14 protein-coding genes and 2 pseudogenes are annotated in these 19,093 nt (G+C 42.0%); 13 read left to right on the forward strand and 3 right to left on the reverse strand.

The features are described from left to right. Positions 1-24: 24 nt before the first annotated feature. Both nrdA and ubiG read right to left on the reverse strand, forming a co-directional pair. The gene (gene nrdA, locus GNIT_RS08440; RefSeq protein WP_014108760.1) at positions 25-2,346 is read right to left on the reverse strand and encodes a class 1a ribonucleoside-diphosphate reductase subunit alpha; all 2,322 of its coding nucleotides are present in this window, start codon (positions 2,344-2,346) and stop codon (positions 25-27) included. Between the two features lie 394 nt (positions 2,347-2,740). After that, on the reverse strand, positions 2,741-3,451 hold the full coding sequence (gene ubiG / locus GNIT_RS08445) for a bifunctional 2-polyprenyl-6-hydroxyphenol methylase/3-demethylubiquinol 3-O-methyltransferase UbiG (protein WP_014108761.1): 711 nt from the start codon (positions 3,449-3,451) through the stop codon (positions 2,741-2,743). 240 nt (positions 3,452-3,691) lie between these two features. Here ubiG and gyrA point away from each other — a divergent pair, with 240 nt between their 5' ends. From gyrA to pyrF, 9 genes are all read left to right on the forward strand, one after another. Next, the gene (gyrA, locus tag GNIT_RS08450; protein ID WP_014108763.1) at positions 3,692-6,331 is read left to right on the forward strand and encodes a DNA topoisomerase (ATP-hydrolyzing) subunit A; all 2,640 of its coding nucleotides are present in this window, start codon (positions 3,692-3,694) and stop codon (positions 6,329-6,331) included. A gap of 87 nt (positions 6,332-6,418) precedes the next feature. Beyond that, positions 6,419-7,510: a 3-phosphoserine/phosphohydroxythreonine transaminase gene (gene serC / locus GNIT_RS08455; RefSeq protein ID WP_014108764.1), complete on the forward strand. Its 1,092-nt coding sequence runs from the start codon at positions 6,419-6,421 to the stop codon at positions 7,508-7,510. Continuing rightward, positions 7,511-8,791, forward strand: coding sequence for a 3-phosphoshikimate 1-carboxyvinyltransferase (gene aroA, locus GNIT_RS08460; protein ID WP_014108765.1), 1,281 nt, complete (start codon positions 7,511-7,513; stop codon positions 8,789-8,791). It abuts the gene before it with no gap. A gap of 125 nt (positions 8,792-8,916) precedes the next feature. Next, positions 8,917-9,603 (forward strand): (d)CMP kinase, encoded by a 687-nt coding sequence (gene cmk, locus GNIT_RS08465; RefSeq protein WP_014108766.1) that lies wholly within the window; start codon positions 8,917-8,919, stop codon positions 9,601-9,603. Between the two features lie 87 nt (positions 9,604-9,690). Next, entirely contained in the window at positions 9,691-11,361 is a 1,671-nt protein-coding gene (gene rpsA / locus GNIT_RS08470; RefSeq protein WP_014108767.1) for a 30S ribosomal protein S1, read from the forward strand. A gap of 77 nt (positions 11,362-11,438) precedes the next feature. Then, entirely contained in the window at positions 11,439-11,717 is a 279-nt protein-coding gene (ihfB, locus tag GNIT_RS08475) for an integration host factor subunit beta (protein ID WP_014108768.1), read from the forward strand. Between the two features lie 31 nt (positions 11,718-11,748). Continuing rightward, positions 11,749-12,009, forward strand: coding sequence for a LapA family protein (locus GNIT_RS08480; protein ID WP_014108769.1), 261 nt, complete (start codon positions 11,749-11,751; stop codon positions 12,007-12,009). Next, positions 12,010-13,182 carry a lipopolysaccharide assembly protein LapB gene (gene lapB, locus GNIT_RS08485; protein WP_014108770.1) on the forward strand — a complete coding sequence of 391 codons (1,173 nt, stop codon included), beginning with the start codon at positions 12,010-12,012 and terminating at the stop codon, positions 13,180-13,182. It begins immediately after the preceding gene. A 7-nt stretch (positions 13,183-13,189) separates the two neighbouring features. Beyond that, on the forward strand, positions 13,190-13,912 hold the full coding sequence (pyrF, locus tag GNIT_RS08490; RefSeq protein ID WP_014108771.1) for an orotidine-5'-phosphate decarboxylase: 723 nt from the start codon (positions 13,190-13,192) through the stop codon (positions 13,910-13,912). A 106-nt stretch (positions 13,913-14,018) separates the two neighbouring features. Here pyrF and ald read toward each other — a convergent pair whose 3' ends face one another. Then, complete coding sequence (gene ald, locus GNIT_RS08495; protein WP_014108772.1) at positions 14,019-15,149, reverse strand: alanine dehydrogenase; 1,131 nt, start codon at positions 15,147-15,149, stop codon at positions 14,019-14,021. Positions 15,150-15,269: 120 nt separating this feature from the next. Here ald and lrp point away from each other — a divergent pair, with 120 nt between their 5' ends. The 4 genes and pseudogenes from lrp to lolA all read left to right on the forward strand — a co-directional run bounded on the left by lrp (position 15,270) and on the right by lolA (position 19,087). Continuing rightward, the gene (gene lrp, locus GNIT_RS08500) at positions 15,270-15,755 is read left to right on the forward strand and encodes a leucine-responsive transcriptional regulator Lrp (protein WP_014108773.1); all 486 of its coding nucleotides are present in this window, start codon (positions 15,270-15,272) and stop codon (positions 15,753-15,755) included. Between the two features lie 155 nt (positions 15,756-15,910). Then, a pseudogene (locus GNIT_RS18535) lies at positions 15,911-16,342 on the forward strand (DNA translocase FtsK 4TM domain-containing protein); the annotation flags it as partial. Between the two features lie 555 nt (positions 16,343-16,897). Further along, positions 16,898-18,382: pseudogene (locus GNIT_RS18540) on the forward strand (DNA translocase FtsK); the annotation flags it as partial. A gap of 3 nt (positions 18,383-18,385) precedes the next feature. After that, positions 18,386-19,087 carry an outer membrane lipoprotein periplasmic chaperone LolA gene (gene lolA, locus GNIT_RS08510; protein ID WP_014108775.1) on the forward strand — a complete coding sequence of 234 codons (702 nt, stop codon included), beginning with the start codon at positions 18,386-18,388 and terminating at the stop codon, positions 19,085-19,087. The last annotated feature ends 6 nt before the right edge of the window (positions 19,088-19,093 follow it).

The following is a 19,093-nucleotide window of genomic DNA, read 5'->3' on the forward strand; positions in this document are numbered from 1 at the left end:
ACCTATTGGTTTAATCAAATGAGTCTAAATTTTACAAGCACCGCCAGCACAATCATCATCCTCTTCTATAATGACTTCTTGAGCGGGTTTAGATGTAGCTTCTTCAACATAGGCTTTGTCAGTATTGTCAGAAGCACCATCTCTGGTGTTGTGATAATAAAGCGTCTTAATACCCAGCTTATAGGTTGTTAGTAGGTCTTTTAACAGCACCTTCATCGGTACTTTGTTGCCTTCATATTTACCCGGATCATAGCTGGTGTTTGCCGAAATAGCCTGATCAATAAATTTCTGCATGATAGCAACCAACTGCAGGTAGCCGTCGTTCGACTTAAGTTCCCAAAGCAGCTCGTAATTATCTTTCAGACGCTGATATTCCGGAACAACCTGTTTTAAAACACCGTCTTTACTGGCCTTTATACTGATATGCCCGCGTGGTGGTTCAATGCCGTTAGTTGCATTTGATATTTGTGATGATGTTTCTGAAGGCATAAGTGCCGATAAAGTGCTATTTCGTAAACCGTGCTTGACGATATCATCGCGCAGGGTATCCCAATCGTAGTGAAGGGCTTCGTTACAAATGCCATCAACGTCCTTCTTGTAGGTATCAATGGGCAATAAGCCTTGCGAATAAGTCGTTTCATTAAACTTAGGACAAGCACCTTTCTCTTTGGCCAATTCCATTGATGCCTTTAGCAAATAATACTGCATTGCTTCGAAGGTTCTATGGACTAAACCGTTAGCACTATGGTCACTGTATTTAACGCCGTTCTTAGCAAGGTAATAAGCTAAGTTGATAACACCTACACCCAATGTACGTCTGCCCATTGTAGCGTTATACGCTGCAGGTACAGGGTAATCTTGATAATCTAGTAAACTATCAAGTGCACGCACCGCGAGGTCAGATAACTCTTCAAACTCGTCTAAGCTCTTGATTTCACCTAGATTGAATGCTGACAATGTACAAAGCGCAATTTCACCTTCTTCGTCATTGACGTGAGAGAGTGGTTTAGTTGGCAATGCAATTTCTAAACATAGATTGCTTTGACGCACAGGCGCTAATTTAGGATTGAAAGGGCTGTGGGTATTACAGTGATCAACATTTTGTAAATAAATTCGACCCGTGCTTGCACGTTCTTGTATGAATAAGCTAAACAGTTCAATCGCTTTTATTCTCTTTTTACGAATGCTGTCATCAGCTTCATATATGCAATACAAGCGCTCAAACTCGTCTTGATCGGCAAAGAATGCGTCGTACAAGCCAGGAGTATCCGATGGGCTGAATAATGTGATGTAATCATCTTTTATCATTCGCGTGTACATCAGTTTATTGAACTGTACGCCGTAATCTAGGTGGCGAACTCTGTTTTCTTCAACACCACGGTTGTTTTTCAATACCAGCAAAGATTCAACTTCCATGTGCCATAGCGGGTAGAAAAGTGTTGCTGCGCCGCCACGGACACCGCCTTGAGAGCAGCTTTTGACAGCCGTTTGAAAATGCTTGTAAAAAGGAATACAGCCCGTGTGGAAAGCTTCACCACCTCTGATAGGACTGCCAAGAGCTCTAATTCGGCCCGCATTAACCCCGATACCAGCGCGCTGACTCACGTACTTCACAATAGCGGAAGCAGTTGCGTTAATGGAATCCAAGCTATCACCGGCCTCTATTAAAACGCAGGAGCTAAATTGACGAGTTGGCGTTCTAACACCCGCCATTATTGGTGTAGGAAGAGACAGTTTAAACGTTGAAGCTGCGTCATAGAAACGCTTGATATAATCCATGCGAGATTCCGCTGGATACTTTGCGAACAAACACGCTGCGACAAGAATGTACAAAAACTGAGCGCTTTCATATATCTCGCCAGTGACACGGTTTTGGACAAGATATTTGCCTTCTAGCTGTTTGACGGCTGCATAGCTGAAATTCATGTCGCGCCAATGGTCAATGAAGTTATCCATTTCTTCAAACTCTGCTTGCGTGTAGTCCTCTAGCAAGTGTTCGTCATATTTCTTGGCGTCTACCATTTTCTTTACGTGGGTATAAAGCGCTGGCGGTTCGAATTGCCCGTAAGCCTTCTTTCGAAGATGAAAGATAGCTAAACGTGCCGCTAAATACTGATAGTCAGGCGCGTCGGTTGAAATTAAATCTGCAGCAGATTTAATTAGTGTTTCGTGGATCTCTGCTGATTTTATACCATTATAAAACTGAATCTGAGCTTTGATTTCAACCTGTGAAACTGACACATCAGAAAGCCCTTTGGCTGCCCATGCAACGACTTTGTGGATTTTGTCTAATTCTATCGGTTCTTGTGTGCCGTTTCTTTTTGTCACTAGAAGAGTATTGTTCATTATTTATTATCGCTCTTTGGTCTGCGCCTAGTTGTATAGCGTGATTTAAATTCCTTTAAACACTTGCCTTATTAACACCGCGTTATTAAGTATGGCTTTATACACTTATTTGCTAGTGCTGGGTAGTGAATGAACACAAGATAGTGTTGTTTTGACTTTGTTGCAACCCAACATATAGTGTTTTTCTAACAAATGGGCACTAGCGCTTTTTTCGGTTAGTAGTGGCTAACGTGAACGAGACCAAATTGGCAAGCTTATGGAGGATGCAACTGAATTATTTTAATTTATTTTCTAGTAAAATAAATTAATCTAAAAAGCGTTTGTTTATACTTATTTGTTTTAATGAAATCGGGTATCTAGTGTTGATTTATTAAAAAGCCACTAGATATAGTGGCTAAAGCGGTTTTTCACAATACAAGATATAATTCACATCAACGTTTTTGTTTGACAGGTAATAGGTATTATTGAGCGGATTTAGATGTAGGCCCGTGATTTCTTTTGGAACCAAAGATGTGCTGTCTATCCATCGAGTCATTTCAGCCGGCGTAATGAACTTCTTATGATTGTGCGTGCCTTTTGGCACTAAATTCAGCACATATTCAGCGCCCAAAATAGCCATGACCCATGATTTCAAGTTTCTATTGATAGTAGAGAAAAATATGCGTCCTCCTGGCTTCACAATATCGGCACAAGCTCGAATAACTGACGCGGGGTCGGGAACATGCTCTAACATCTCTAAACAGGTTACAATGTCTTTACTCGCGGGAAATGCCCGAGCAAAATCTTCGGCACTAGTTAACTTATAATCCACGCTTACGCCCGATTCCAGACCATGCAACTTAGCGACGTCTAAAGAATCTTTTGCCAAATCGATACCGGTCACTTGTGCGCCAGCTCTAGCCATAGACTCAGCTAAAATGCCGCCGCCACATCCTACATCTACTATCTCTTTTGAAGCTAAACCTTGTGACCTTTCTTCTATAAAGGAGAGTCGTACCGGATTTATATCATGAAGTGGTTTAAACTCACCGTTAAGGTCCCACCATTTGGAAGCTAGAGCGGAAAACTTCTCTATTTCATTGTTATCAACATTAACTGTGGTCATGTTATCCCCAAAGAATTCTTGTTATTTCAGCCTTTAATGCAGTTAAGTGTATCAACTGACAATTTTTATAGGAATTATTATGACATACATCTACATATTCCACAGTCTTAATGATAATATCTATATGCCAACCTTGGCTAAAATAACAAGTGAGCCATTTACGTCAGGTCAACGTCTATTTATAGAATGGATAGCATCAGTTGATAAATGCTCTACAAATAATAAAGGACAGTGCAGTTCATGACTGATAACGCTAAAGAAATCCTGCCGATTAATATCGAAGATGAATTAAAAAACTCTTACCTCGATTATGCGATGAGTGTCATCGTTGGTCGTGCTCTTCCCGATGTAAGAGATGGCTTAAAACCAGTTCATAGACGCGTTTTATTTGCGATGAACGAGTTGAAAAATGATTTCAACAAGCCCTACAAAAAATCAGCCCGTGTCGTCGGCGACGTCATTGGTAAGTATCACCCTCACGGTGATTCAGCGGTGTACGACACTATTGTTCGTATGGCGCAACACTTTTCATTACGCTACATGCTGGTAGACGGTCAAGGAAACTTTGGTTCTGTTGATGGTGATTCAGCTGCAGCAATGCGTTATACCGAAATTCGCATGTCTAAAATTGCACATGAATTGTTAGCAGATTTAGAAAAAGAAACCGTTAATTTTGTACCTAACTACGATGGTCAGGAACATATTCCTGAGGTATTACCAACTAAAGTACCTAATCTGTTAGTTAACGGTTCTTCTGGTATCGCGGTTGGTATGGCGACGAACATTCCGCCTCACAACCTCACAGAAGTCATCAATGGCTGTATCGAATTAATTAATAACCCTGAATTAAGTATTGATGAATTATTGGAAATTATTCCGGGTCCTGATTTCCCAACTGCAGCGATAATAAGTGGCAGAAAAGGTATCGTAGAAGCTTATAAAACAGGGCGTGGTAAAATTTATCTTCGCGCTAGAGCTGAAATCGAGCAGGAAGATAACGGTAAAGAGACAATTATTGTCCACGAATTACCTTATCAGGTAAATAAAGCACGTCTTATTGAAAAAATAGCGGACTTAGTTAAAGAAAAACGAATTGAAGGTGTTTCTGCACTGCGTGATGAATCCGATAAAGACGGTATGCGCATCGTTATCGAAGTTAAACGTAATGAGTCAGGTGAAGTACTGCTTAATCATTTGTACGCTAATACTCAGCTACAAACCGTGTTCGGCATCAATATGGTTGCCTTGGACAACAAACAGCCTCGTATTTTTAACCTGAAAGATATCTTGCAGAAATTCGTTCTGCATCGTCGTGAAGTAGTTACCCGAAGAACTGTTTTTGAGCTGAAAAAAGCACGCGACAGAGCTCATATTCTTGAAGGTTTGGCCATCGCGCTAGTTAATATCGATCCTATTATAGAATTGATTAAAGCATCTCAAAGCCCATCAGACGCTAAGAAGTCACTAATATCTCAAGGTTGGGATTTAGGAGACGTCGCTGAAATGCTATCAAGAGCAGGGAATAACGCAGCTCGTCCTGATTGGTTGGCACCGGAATTCGGTATTCGCGACGGGCAGTATTTCTTAACGGAAGAACAAGCTCAAGCTATTCTTGACTTACGTTTGAATAAACTAACCGGTCTTGAGCACGATAAGATCCTCGACGAATACAAAGCGTTACTTGATACGATTGCAGAGTTGTTACACATTTTGGCAAGTTCAGAGCGATTAATGGAAATCATTCGCGAAGAATTAGAAGCGGTGCGTGATGAATTTGGTGACGAGCGTCGTACGGAGATCACCGCGGCGACTCACGATATTGATATTGAAGATTTAATCGAGCGTGAAGACGTTGTGGTTACCCTGTCGCGTGAAGGTTATGTGAAGTATCAGAAACTGTCTGATTATGAAGCACAAAGACGTGGCGGTAAGGGTAAGTCGGCAACGAAGATGAAAGGCGAAGATTTCATCGAGAAATTATTGGTTGCGAATACTCATGACCATATTCTTTGTTTCTCAACGAGAGGCAGACTATATTGGCTTAAAGTTTATCAATTACCATTAGCGAGCAGAAATGCCCGCGGTCGTCCGATTGTGAATATTCTGCCCTTAGAAGAAGGCGAGCGCATTACTGCCATATTGCCTATTCAAGAGTTTGAAGCGGGCAAATTTGTGTTTATGGCCACAACTAACGGCACCGTTAAGAAAACCGAATTAACTCAATATTCACGTCCAAGAGCAAACGGCATCATTGCTGTGAACCTTAACGATGGAAATGAATTGATAGGTGTTGATTTAACGGATGGGGAAAGCGAAATTATGCTGTTCTCTGACGCCGGCAAAGTCGTTAGATTCAGCGAAGACCAAGTACGTCCAATGGGCAGAACAGCAACGGGTGTTCGCGGTATTCGTCTAATGGAAACCGAAAAAGTTGTTTCTCTCATTGTGCCTAAGGGCGAAGGAGATATTTTAACTGCAACTGAAAACGGTTTTGGAAAACGCACGCCAATAGAACAATATCCAGCGAAGAGCAGAGCAACCAAAGGCGTTGTTTCTATAAAAGTTTCTGAGAGAAATGGTTTAGTTGTTGGCGCTATTCAAGTGGACGAAAGCAAAGAAATCATGCTAATCAGTGACCAGGGTACGCTAGTGAGAACACGTGCTTCTGAGGTTTCTACCGTTGGCCGTAATACCCAAGGTGTTCGATTAATTAGAACAGCTGAAGATGAGCTAGTAGTTGGTCTACAGCGTATTGATGAACTTGAACAAGAAGACTTGGAAGATATAGACGGAGAATCAGTTGAAGTAACGGCAGAGTCTGCTGAAACCGATTCATCTGTCGAAGCACCTGACGCGGATACGCCAAGCGATTCAGAATAAGCATTAATTCCGCAGTAAGGTAATTAATTGTAGAGTATAGATAAGCGGCGTTTTGCCGCTTATCTTGTTTTTGGAAGATGAAAATCAATGCAAAATATATTTAATTTTAGTGCTGGTCCAGCAATGCTTCCGCAAGAAGTTATGCAACAAGCCCAAGAGGAACTTATCAATTGGCAAGGCTTAGGCACGTCAGTGATGGAAGTCAGTCATCGTGGTAAGCCTTTTATCGAAGTTGCTGAACAGGCCGAAGCTGATCTGCGGGAGTTATTGCAAATACCGGCTAATTATACTGTCTTGTTTATGCACGGCGGCGGCAGGGCACAGTTTTCTGCAGTGCCGTTAAACATCACAAAATCATCTGATTTGAGTCAGCATCTAGTGACAGGACAATGGTCTGTCGGTGCCGAAGAGGAAGCGCAAAAGTTTTGTCGAAGCAGCATCGTTGCCAAGAGTAAAGAAATTGAAGGCAAAATGTATGTACCGAAGCAAGATGAATGGTCGATAGCCGAAGAACCTGGTTATTTCCACTATTGTACTAACGAAACTGTTGATGGTATTGAAATCGATTGGGTCCCTAAGTCCCAGAGCGGTCAGGTTCCAATTGTAGCCGACATGTCGTCAAATATACTATCGAAGCCACTGAATATCGAAGACTTTGGTATCATTTATGCCGGTGCGCAAAAGAACATAGGGCCATCGGGATTGTCGGTTGTCATAGTGCGAAATGATCTAATAGGCTTCGCCAGAAAGGATACGCCGGCAATCTTTAATTATCAGTTACAGGCAGCAAGTGGCTCAATGTATAATACGCCGCCAACGTTTTCTTGGTATTTAGCTGGACTCGTTTTTAAGTGGTTAAAAGCACAAGGTGGCTTAACAGAAATTGCACGAGTTAATCAGCAAAAAAGCCAAGTTTTATATAAACAAATCGACGCCACTGGTTTTTATAGTAATAACGTACATAATGAATATCGCTCAAAAATGAATGTAACTTTCAAATTAAGTGATGAATCCCTCAATGAAGTATTTCTCAAACAAGCGGAATCGAACGGTTTAGTCGCCTTAAAGGGACACCGAGCAGTAGGTGGTATGCGCGCGAGTATTTATAACGCAATGCCATTAGCCGGGGCACAGGCCTTGGCTGATTTTATGAAAGAATTTGAAAGGAAAAACGGATAGATGAACAGCTTGACTCTTGAACCCATTAGCCATGTAGATGGCGAGATAAACGTTCCCGGTTCAAAAAGTTTATCTAATAGAGCGCTTTTATTAGCCGCTTTGGCAACTGGCAAAACAACGTTAACTAACTTATTAGACAGTGATGATATCAAGCATATGTTAACGGCATTGACGCAGCTAGGTGTGACTTATCAATTAAATGATGACAAAACCAAGTGTGAAGTGCATGGCTTAGGCGGTAAGTTTTCAACGATAAAGCCGCTGTCTCTGTTTCTTGGCAATGCTGGAACAGCAATGCGTCCGCTTTGCGCGGCACTAGCATTTTCAGATGTCGACGCGGAGCTAACTGGCGAGCCTCGCATGGAAGAACGTCCTATTGGCGATTTAGTTGACGAACTGGTCAACGCTGGTGCTGACATCAGCTATCTAAAAAATAAGGGTTTTCCTCCACTGCGTATTAAGGGAAAGCAATTAAAAACAAAGTCATTTAATATTGACGGGTCTGTTTCAAGTCAGTTTTTAACCGCACTGTTAATGGCCGCACCATTGCTTGAACACGAGGTGAGCATACACATTATTGGTGAGCTCGTTTCAAAGCCCTATATTGATATCACACTAAAGACAATGCAAACTTTTGGTGTAAGCGTCATTAATAATAATTACGAATCTTTCGTTATTGGTGCAAATCAAGTTTATCAGTCACCGGGCACATTTTTGGTTGAAGGAGATGCTTCTTCGGCATCTTATTTTCTTGCTGCAGCCGCCATAAAGGGCGGTACTGTAAAAGTCACAGGTGTAGGAAAAGCGTCGATACAGGGTGATATCGCTTTTGCTGATGTACTTGAAAAAATGGGTGCTAACGTCACTTGGGGCAATGATTTTATTGCGGTAACAGGCGCGCCGTTAAAGGCAGTGAATATGGATATGAACCACATTCCTGATGCGGCCATGACTATAGCGACAACCGCGTTATTTGCTGAAGGCACTACGCGTATTTCTAATGTTTACAACTGGCGTGTGAAAGAGACTGACCGCCTGCACGCGATGGCAACCGAATTGAAAAAAGTGGGTGCCATTGTCGAAGAAGGACGAGACTACATTACGATAACTCCCCCAGAACAGCTGAAACACGCAGCTATAGATACGTACAATGATCATCGCGTAGCGATGTGCTTTTCTCTGCTTGCTCTTGGTGATGCAGGAATTACTATCAACGACCCTGGATGTACGGCGAAAACGTTTCCTACTTATTTTGATGAATTTCGAAAAATTGCGAAGTAATTAGTTTACATATAAACCGCAAATATCTCGATCTAGGACAGTACAATGCCGATAAGGCATTGCACTGACCGTGCATGCGCGTATAATTGCGGCGTTTTTTGGCCATCAAACATAATGGAGTAATTATGCAGAAGGTGCCAGTAGTAACTGTTGACGGGCCGAGCGGTGCAGGAAAGGGAACGCTAAGCACGCTTTTAGCTGAGCATTATCAGTGGCAATTTTTAGACAGTGGTGCAATTTATAGGGTATTGGCTGTCGCAACAACTCACCATGGTATTGAACCTGATGACGAAGTTGGGATCGTACCTTTAGCCTCCAGTTTAGATGTTACTTTTGACACTCAAAACGGAGTGACGAGAGTGATCCTTGAAGGCGAGGATGTTACTGACGATATTCGTACGGAAGAAGTAGGTTCAATTGCATCGCAAGTTGCAGCGTTACCCACCGTAAGAGAAGCATTATTAAGAAGGCAACGTGCCTTTGCTGAAGCGCCAGGACTCATTGCAGACGGCAGAGATATGGGTACCATTGTGTTCCCAAATGCAGACGTAAAGATATTTTTGACGGCAAGTGCCGAATCGCGAGCGCAAAGACGATACGATCAGTTGAAACTAAAGGGCCATGATGTTAAACTTCCGCGCCTTTTATCAGATATACAAGCTCGTGATGAGCGTGATTCGAATCGTTCCGTTGCTCCTTTAGTGGCCGCAAGTGACGCTTTAGTAATTGATTCAACCTCTTTAGGTATAAATCAAGTACTTGATAAGGCAAAGAATTTCATTGAATCCAAATTGTTTGGCGACGATGTTTAAAGACAGTTATCAGGAAGACGACTGTATTACTAACAACCCCGTAATTCTATGGATGATGTTACGGTCTAAAAAAGAATATCAAATAAAATGACTGAAAATTTTGCACAACTTTTTGAAGAAAGCTTACAACAGCTAGAAACTCGCCCAGGCGCAATCGTTAAAGGTACAGTAGTATCAATCGATAAGGACATAGTTCTTGTTGACGCTGGCTTAAAATCAGAAAGTGCTATTCCGGTAGACCAATTTAAAGCGGCTGACGGTTCATTAGAAATCGCTGTTGGTGATGTTGTTGACGTTGCATTAGATGCTATTGAAGATGGTTTCGGTGAAACTATTCTTTCTCGTGAGAAAGCGAAGCGCCATGAAGCATGGGTTGAGCTTGAAAGAGCTTACGAAGAGAAAGAAACAATTAAAGGTGTTATCAACGGTAAAGTTAAGGGTGGTTTCACAGTTGAAGTTAATACTGTACGCGCATTCTTACCTGGCTCACTTGTTGATGTTCGTCCTGTTCGCGAAACAGTTCACCTTGAAGGCAAAGAATTAGAATTTAAAGTTATTAAGCTTGATGCTAAGCGTAATAACGTTGTTGTTTCTCGTCGTGCGGTTATCGAAGCAGAGAGCAGCGCAGAACGTGATCAACTTCTTTCTAACTTGGAAGAAGGTGATGAAGTTAAAGGTATCGTTAAGAACCTTACTGACTACGGCGCGTTCGTAGACTTAGGTGGTGTAGATGGTCTTCTACATATCACAGATATGGCTTGGAAACGCGTTAAGCACCCAAGCGAAATCGTTAATGTTGGTGATGAAATCAACGTCAAGGTACTTAAGTTTGACAAAGAAAAATCACGCGTTTCATTAGGTATGAAGCAAATGGGCAACGATCCATGGCAGGAAATTGCTAATCGTTACCCAGAAGGTGCTAAGTTAAGCGGTGCTGTTACTAACCTAACTGATTACGGTTGCTTCGTAGAAATTGAAGACGGCGTTGAAGGTCTTGTTCACGTTTCAGAAATGGATTGGACTAACAAAAACATTCACCCATCTAAAGTTGTTAATCTTGGTGATGTAGTTGAAGTTATGGTACTTGAAATTGACGAAGAACGTCGTCGTATTTCTCTTGGCCTTAAACAGTGCATCGACAATCCTTGGGAAACTTTCGCTAAGTCACACGAAAAAGGTGACAAAGTGTCTGGTAAGATCAAGTCAATTACTGACTTCGGTATCTTTATCGGCCTTGACGGCGGCATTGACGGTCTAGTTCACTTATCTGACATTTCATGGCAGAAAACTGGCGAAGACGCAGTTCGTGACTATAAGAAAGGTGATGAAATATCAGCTGTTGTCCTTCAGGTTGACCCAGAGCGTGAACGTATCTCTCTAGGTGTTAAACAAATTGATGAAGACCCATTCAATAAGTATCTGACAGATAACAAGAAAGGTGTTATTGTTAATGGAACAGTAACTGAGGCCGATGCTAAAGGTGTAACAGTTCAACTTGGTGAAGAAGTTGTTGGTTATATCCGTATTGGTGACCTTGCACGCGATAGAGTGGAAGATGCGAGTGAAGTAGTGAAGGTTGGTGATGCAATCGATGCTAAGTTCATGGGCGTTGACCGTAAAAACCGCATTGTTAATCTTTCGGTTAAAGCTAAAGATCAGGCTGATGAAAAAGAAGCTATCGATAGCGTTAACAAGACTGACGAAGCTGGTTTCGCAAGTGCGATGGCAGAAGCATTTAAAGCTGCTAAAGGCGAGTAATGCAATTCAGAGCGGCAGTTCCTGCCGCTCTAATTTCTCCCCCGGTTGCTTGTATCATTCTTAACTAGGAGATTAGCGTGACCAAATCAGAACTTATTGAACGCTTAGGCGAAAAAGCACAGCACCTTCAAGGCAAAGAACTTGAGCTGGCAATAAAAGAATTACTTGAACAAATGGCGCAGACCCTTCAACGCGGAGATCGTATTGAAATAAGAGGTTTTGGCAGCTTTTCACTACATTATCGTGCGCCTCGCACTGGTCGTAATCCTAAAACAGGTGAGACAGTAGAATTGACAGGTAAGCATGTACCTCATTTTAAAGCAGGAAAAGAACTCAGAGATAGAGTTGACCTGTAAATATTAGCTATTCAGTAATCAAGGTTATTCGATGAAAGCAATAATCGTCTTCGTTGTTATTATACTGTTGTTAATGATATCGATTGTAATTGGTTCTCAAAATACCCAAATGATTACCGTAAACTATGTTATCGCTAAAGCTGAACTCCGAGTCTCGACGTTTATGGTTATTACCATTGCGATCGGATTTTTAATCGGTTTTTTGATGATGCTACTCCGTTTTCTTGGTCTTAAAGTGCAAAACAAACTTTTGCAACGTCGGCTAAAGAAGCTATCCAAAGATTCCGCATAAATGTTAGAAGCATTATTCTTAGCATTGCCTGTAGCCGTTGCCTATGGTTGGGTAATGGGCCGAAACAGCCTCAGAAAAGCGCAGCGTAGACAATCATCTATTCTTTCAAAGCATTATTATAGGGGGCTCAACTTCCTGTTATCTGATCAACCCGATAAAGCGGTTGATACTCTCATGAAAATGATCAGCGTTAATAACGATACCGTTGAAACACATATTGCCATGGGTAACTTTTTTAGACATCGAGGCGAACTCGACAGAGCCATCAGAGTACATCAAAATCTAATCAGCAGAGACGAGATCAGCAACAAGCAAGAAGCGCTCGCTTTATTGGAATTAGGTACTGATTATTTATTGGCTGGCTTTCTTGAACGTGCCGAAGGTGTGTTTCTACAGTTATTAGAACAGACACAGCACTTCGATGTTGCTCAGCAGAAGTTGTTTAACATTTACCAAGTGACCAAAGAGTGGAATAAAGCCATCGATTTGGCTAGTGCTAGTATTCAAATAACGCCCAATGATAAACATTTGTATGTGTTGCTTTCCCATTTTTATTGCGAGCAAGCAAAAGCATTGCTCGAGGAAAATAAAAACGATGAAGCAACCTCGTTACTTAAAAAGGCTATTGTGATCGATGGTAGTCAAGTAAGAGCTTGGTTGGATTTAGGTAAGCTCGCTCTCGAATCTGAAAACTATAAAGAAGCATTCTCTTATCTATCTGAAATACCAAAGCGTGACGTAGATTGGCTAAGTGAAGCGATCCCGCTGTTAGAAGAGTGGGCGGGTAAAACAGATGGTTGGGAACAACTAGATAAGTTATTGGAGCCTTACTGGCAGAAGTGTGCTTCATCCTATATTGCTAAGGTCAATATTATTGCTCGCAGTGGCGACAATGAACATGCCGTTGATATATTGATTGCGCAGCTTCAAAAACATCCGACTATGCGCGGATTTAAAACACTACTCCAACTATATCAGCAGAATTTTAGCGATGCTGAAAAAACTCAAGAGAGTTTAGGTCACTTGCAATCACTACTTGATAAACAAATCGGCCAACGTCCAAAATATAGATGCAGCAGCTGTGGCTTTTCCGGCCGTCAATTGCGCTGGCTTTGTCCATCTTGTAAAACGTGGTCAAGCATTAAACCTATTAAAGGACTAGACGGAGAATAATATTAGTATGCTTACCGCTCATTCTGACCCTAAAGTAATAGTAGCACTCGATTTTGACGACGAGGCAGCGGCTAATGAGCTCATTGCTAAGCTTGATCCAAAAGCCTGTCGCTTAAAAATTGGCAAGGAAATGTTTACCTATTATGGTCCTGATTGGGTCAAAAAAGTGGTCGCACTCGGGTTCGACGTTTTCTTGGATTTAAAGTTTCATGATATCCCTAATACAGTGGCTAAGGCAGTTAAAGCAGCAGCCTCCTTAGGCGTTTGGATGGTCAATGTGCATGCAAGCGGTGGCCCTGAAATGATGAAGGCAGCGGTAAAAGCGCTTAATGAATCAGGTGAAAATAGACCTTTGCTAACGGCGGTAACAGTGTTGACCAGCATGGATCAATCTCAATTGGATTCGGTGCTAGGAAATAGAGAAATAAATGAGCAAGTTAAGCGCTTGGCGTTGCTTACTCAAGAGTGTGGTTTAGATGGCATCGTTTGTTCTGCGCAAGAAGCGATAACATTAAGAGAAATAGTCAACGAGAAGTTCTTGTTGGTTACACCGGGCATAAGACCTGCGGGTTCTGAAAAGGGTGACCAAGTTAGAGTGGCAACACCTGCGAGTGCAATTCAAAGCGGAGTTGATTATTTAGTTATCGGCAGACCTATTACACAAGCGCTTGATCCACTAAGTAGCTTAAAGCAAATTAACGCCTCTATTGAGCATTTAACAAAAATTTAAGTCTTTAAGATTCGTTTTTCTGGTGGGCGTTATCGGTTGTTGAATAGAACAGCTAAAAAAAAGGAGCAAATTCACATTTGCTCCTTTTTGGTTCTAGATTAAAAAATTAACAGTTTAATGCTGCTGCTGCAGGCATGTAGGTAAGATCTAGTTTCTCGCCCAACGCATCGACTACCGCTTTATAGGTAACAATACCGTTGTGTACATTCAAGCCGTTAAGCAAATGTGGGTCATCAAGCATTGCTTGCTTAGGACCTTTGTTTGCAAGGGCTAAACCGAATGGCAACGTGGCATTGTTCAAAGCCATGGTTGATGTGCGCGCTACGCCACCAGGCATGTTTGCTACGCAGTAATGCACAACATCGTCAATAATATAAACAGGATCTTGATGTGTCGTTGCGCGAGATGTTTCAAAGCAACCACCTTGGTCAATTGCAACATCGACTAGCACTGAACCAGGCTTCATATTTTTGATATGTTCGCCATTCAGTAATTTTGGCGCAGCAGCACCCGGCACTAAAACAGCGCCAATAACTAAGTCAGCGCGTGATGAGTAATAATCTATCGCGTCTGCCGTAGAAAATACAGTCGCTAAGCGGCCTTCAAAAATATCATCGAGTTCGCGTAAACGATTTAATGAACGGTCAAGAATGGTAACATCAGCGCCAAGACCCATAGCCATTTTTGCAGCATTCAAGCCAACAACGCCGCCACCTATTATTAATACTTTACCAGGCGCAACACCCGGAACACCGCCTAATAATGTGCCGCTACCGCCATGTGCTTTTTCAAGGTAATGCGCACCTGCTTGAATAGACATACGACCAGCAACTTCACTCATCGGTGCTAGAAGCGGCAATGTGCCACGACTATCAGTGACGGTTTCATAAGCAATACAAGTTGCACCAGATTCAACCAACAGCTTTGTTTGCGTTGGGTCTGGAGCAAGATGCAGGTAAGTGTATAAAGTCTGACCTTTACGAAGCATTTTACATTCGTTCGGCTGTGGCTCTTTTACTTTTACGATCATGTCTGCCTTAGCAAATATCTCTTCAGGTGTTTGTATAATCTTAGCACCTGCATTCACGTACAGCTCATCTGTAAAGCCAATCGATGCACCAGCACTGGTTTGTACGAGTACTTCATGACCGCAATTAACAAACTCCTGAACCGCTGCTGGAGCAAGACCAACACGATACTCATGATTTTTTATTTCTTTTGGTACACCAACAATCATTTTTAGACCTTAAACGTTAATTAATTGCGAGCAGTGTACTGCATTTTTTGAAAATAAAAATATCGAAGATTTTGCAATTGCAGTATAATATGTTGATTAATTCATTACTCTTGAAATTAAATGCTAGTCAAAACACCCAAACATATTGATAGAATTGATAGAAAAATTCTCACTGTATTGCAAATTGACGGAAAAATCTCAAATGTTGAGTTAGCAAAGAAGGTTGGCTTGAGTCCTAGCCCCTGTTTAGAAAGGGTTAAGAGACTTGAGCAGCAGGGGTATATTACAGGCTATACTGCTACCGTTGATCCAACGAAGCTAGGGGCGGCAATGTTAGTGTTTGTCGAAATAACCTTATCAAAAACGTCAGTAGACATCTTTGCAGAATTTTCTGCGGCAGTGCAAGGACTCGATGACATTCAAGAGTGCCACTTAGTTTCAGGAAATTTTGATTTTTTATTGAAAGCACGTGTAGCAGATATGTCGAGCTATCGAAAGTTATTAGGGGACACATTGCTGCGCCTGCCCGGTGTAAGTGAATCTCGAACATATGTCGTAATGGAAGAAGTAAAACATACCAATATTATAAAAATTAACGATAAATAACATTCGTTCTGTATTCGGTTGTTTGGATTATGATATTCTTACCGACCATTATGGATTAGTTAAATTATTGCTAATTCAATTAGCATTATAAATAAAAGAATTGTAGGGATATGGCGCGATTATCCGGAACACAGCGGTTGATGGAAGTAGGCATGATGCTGTCATGTGCAACGGCCTTCTTCTTGCTAATAGCACTGGCTTCATTTCACCCAAGCGACCCAGGTTGGTCGCAGGCGGGTTTACACAACGAAATTCAAAACCTAATGGGCTCTATCGGCGCATGGGCCGCCGATATACTGCTTTTTACATTTGGCATAACGGCCTATGTTCTTCCATTTACTCTCGCATTTTGCGGCTGGTTTATTTTCCTGCATATAAAGAGTGTAACTAAATTAGATTACCTAACAATCAGCCTTCGCCTTGTCGGTGCTTTATTAGTGATATTTGGTTTTACAGGTATTGCTAGCATCAACTTTGACGACTTCTACAGCGTATCTGCTGGCGGGGCAATGGGTGACATCATTAGCACAGCGCTTATCCCGCACTTTAGTTTTGTTGGCACTGTGTTGTTATTGATTTGTTTTTTCTGCACTGGATTCACGTTAGCGACAGGTATTTCGTGGTTGAGCATCATTGACAGTATTGGTTCATTTACGATTAACCGAGCTAAGGACATTTATAGTCTACCTAAGAAGGTCAGCGCGCTCTCACTGCCGACTTTTGGCAACAGTAACGAAAAAGCCTTACCTAAACCAATCAATACTGATAGCTCTGAATTAAATATCACGAGTTTACGCGCAGAACCAGAACCTGATGCATTGTCAGAAAAAGTAACTCAGCCAACAAGCACTGAAACCACGCAAAATAACACCTCATCAATTAGAACAGAACCTGAGTTTCACATACCAGACGCTGTATTTATGTATGAGGATGATGATGTTCGGCCAGCTGATAAATATGTTTATAATGCTGGCGACGACGAGGATGAAAAAAAGCCAAGCCCAGAGATTGAGCGGCAGCGTATCAAGGTTGTCCGAGCTTCAAAAAGTGCAGGGCAGGGCGGTTTGCGTGCAGAGCAGAGTATTAAGCCACTAGCAACCAGTCAAAACGTGGCAATAAAGCCCTTAGAAAAAGCTGTCATGCCCTCATTCGACTTATTGCAACGAGCTGATAAGCATGAAAACCCGATAACGCAAGAAGAGTTAGATCAGGTTTCTAGGCTGTTAGAAGAGAAGCTAGCAGATTTCAACATCATTGCGAATGTAGTTGATGTTTTACCGGGCCCTGTTATTACTCGTTTTGAATTGGACTTAGCGCCGGGAGTTAAAGTCAGCAAAATTAGTGCTTTATCCAAAGATCTAGCAAGAGCTATGTCGGCCATATCGGTTCGTGTTGTCGAAGTTATTCCTGGTAAGTCTGTGATTGGTCTTGAACTGCCCAATAAACATCGTGAAATGGTGCGCTTGAGTGAAGTGATTGAAACTAGAGCGTTTCAAGCGAGTGAATCACCATTGACGATGGTACTTGGTGCCGATATTTCGGGTAAACCCGTGGTCGTGGATCTTGGTAAGATGCCACACTTATTGGTTGCTGGTACTACAGGGTCTGGTAAATCAGTGGGCGTGAATGTCATGATTCTGAGTCTGCTGTATAAGTCGACTCCTGAAGATGTCCGACTAATTATGATCGACCCTAAAATGCTAGAACTTTCTGTTTATGAAGGTATACCGCATCTATTAACCGAAGTTGTAACAGATATGAAACAAGCATCCAACGCTTTGCGTTGGTGTGTTGGTGAGATGGAACGTCGATATCGTTTGATGTCAGCATTAGGTGTAAGAAACTTAAAAGGTTATAACAAAAAGATAAAAGACGCTAAAGACGCCGGTGAACCCATACTCGACCCACTGTGGAAGTCTGAAGAAAGTATGGAAGAAACGGCTCCAGAGCTCGATAAACTGCCTAGTATTGTCGTTATCGTCGATGAATTTGCCGACATGATGATGATTGTCGGTAAAAAAGTAGAAGAGTTAATTGCTCGAATAGCACAAAAAGCACGTGCGGCGGGAATACACCTTATTTTAGCGACACAGAGACCGTCCGTTGATGTCATTACCGGATTAATAAAAGCCAATATTCCTACTAGAATTGCGTTTCAGGTATCCAGTAAAATTGATTCTCGAACCATATTAGATCAGCAGGGTGCAGAGTCATTGTTAGGAGCAGGTGATATGCTATATAACCCTCCAGGAACAAGTATAACGACGCGTGTTCATGGTGCTTTTGTTGATGATCACGAAGTACATGCTGTTGTTGCTGACTGGAAACAACGAGGCGCTCCTCAATATATCGACGAAATTCTTAACGGCGAAGCGACATCCGAAGTATTGTTGCCGGGAGAACAGGCGGAAGGTGATGATCAGGAAAATGATGCTTTTTACGATGAAGCAGTAGCCTTCATCACAGAAACACGACGAGCGTCTGTATCAAGTGTGCAGCGTAAGTTTAGAATCGGTTACAATAGAGCAGCCCGCTTGGTTGAACAAATGGAACAGAGCGGTGTCGTAAGTTCACCCGGCCATAATGGCAATAGAGAAGTGTTAGCTCCACCTCCACGAAAGGATTAGATTATGTTCGCTGCGAATAAAAAGATACGCGCTGGTTTATTGACGATGATAGCCAGCGTGATGAGTGCTTCTACTCTGATTGCTGTTAGTACAAGTGCAATGAGCAGCACTGCTAATAGCGCGGCGCTTGCGCAACAGGAAACACAAAATATAGCGGCTAAAGATGAATTAAAAATGAAGCTAAGTAAACTGGTTTCATACTCCGCTAACTTTTCTCAGAGCATCTCTGACATCAACGGTAAAGAGCTGCAGAGAACTTCTGGCACGTTGACCCTTAAAACACCCAATATGCTGCGCTGGGAGACGCAATTGCCAGATGAAACTCTCCTCATTGCTGATGGCACAACCGTATGGAATGTTGACCCTTTCGTAGAGCAAGTTACTGTGATGCAACAAGCGTCGATTACACAAAATAACCCATTGATGCTGCTTGTCTCGGATGACCAAAAACAATGGAATGCGGTGACTGTTGAAAAGAAAGAATCTCGATTTATGGTTGTTTCGCAAGATGAGAATGCCAATATAATTTCATTGAATATTGAGTTTAGCGGTGATCAACTTACGCGCCTGCAGTCTACAGATAGACAGCAACAAAAGAGTCTATTGATATTTTCAAATATCGAACAAAATCAACCGGTTGCTCAGATGCTGTTTTCGTATCAAATCCCAGAAAACTATATTATCGATGACCAACGTAGTCAATAATTGAAG

Source organism: Glaciecola nitratireducens FR1064 (assembly GCF_000226565.1).
Lineage (GTDB): Bacteria > Pseudomonadota > Gammaproteobacteria > Enterobacterales > Alteromonadaceae > Glaciecola > Glaciecola nitratireducens.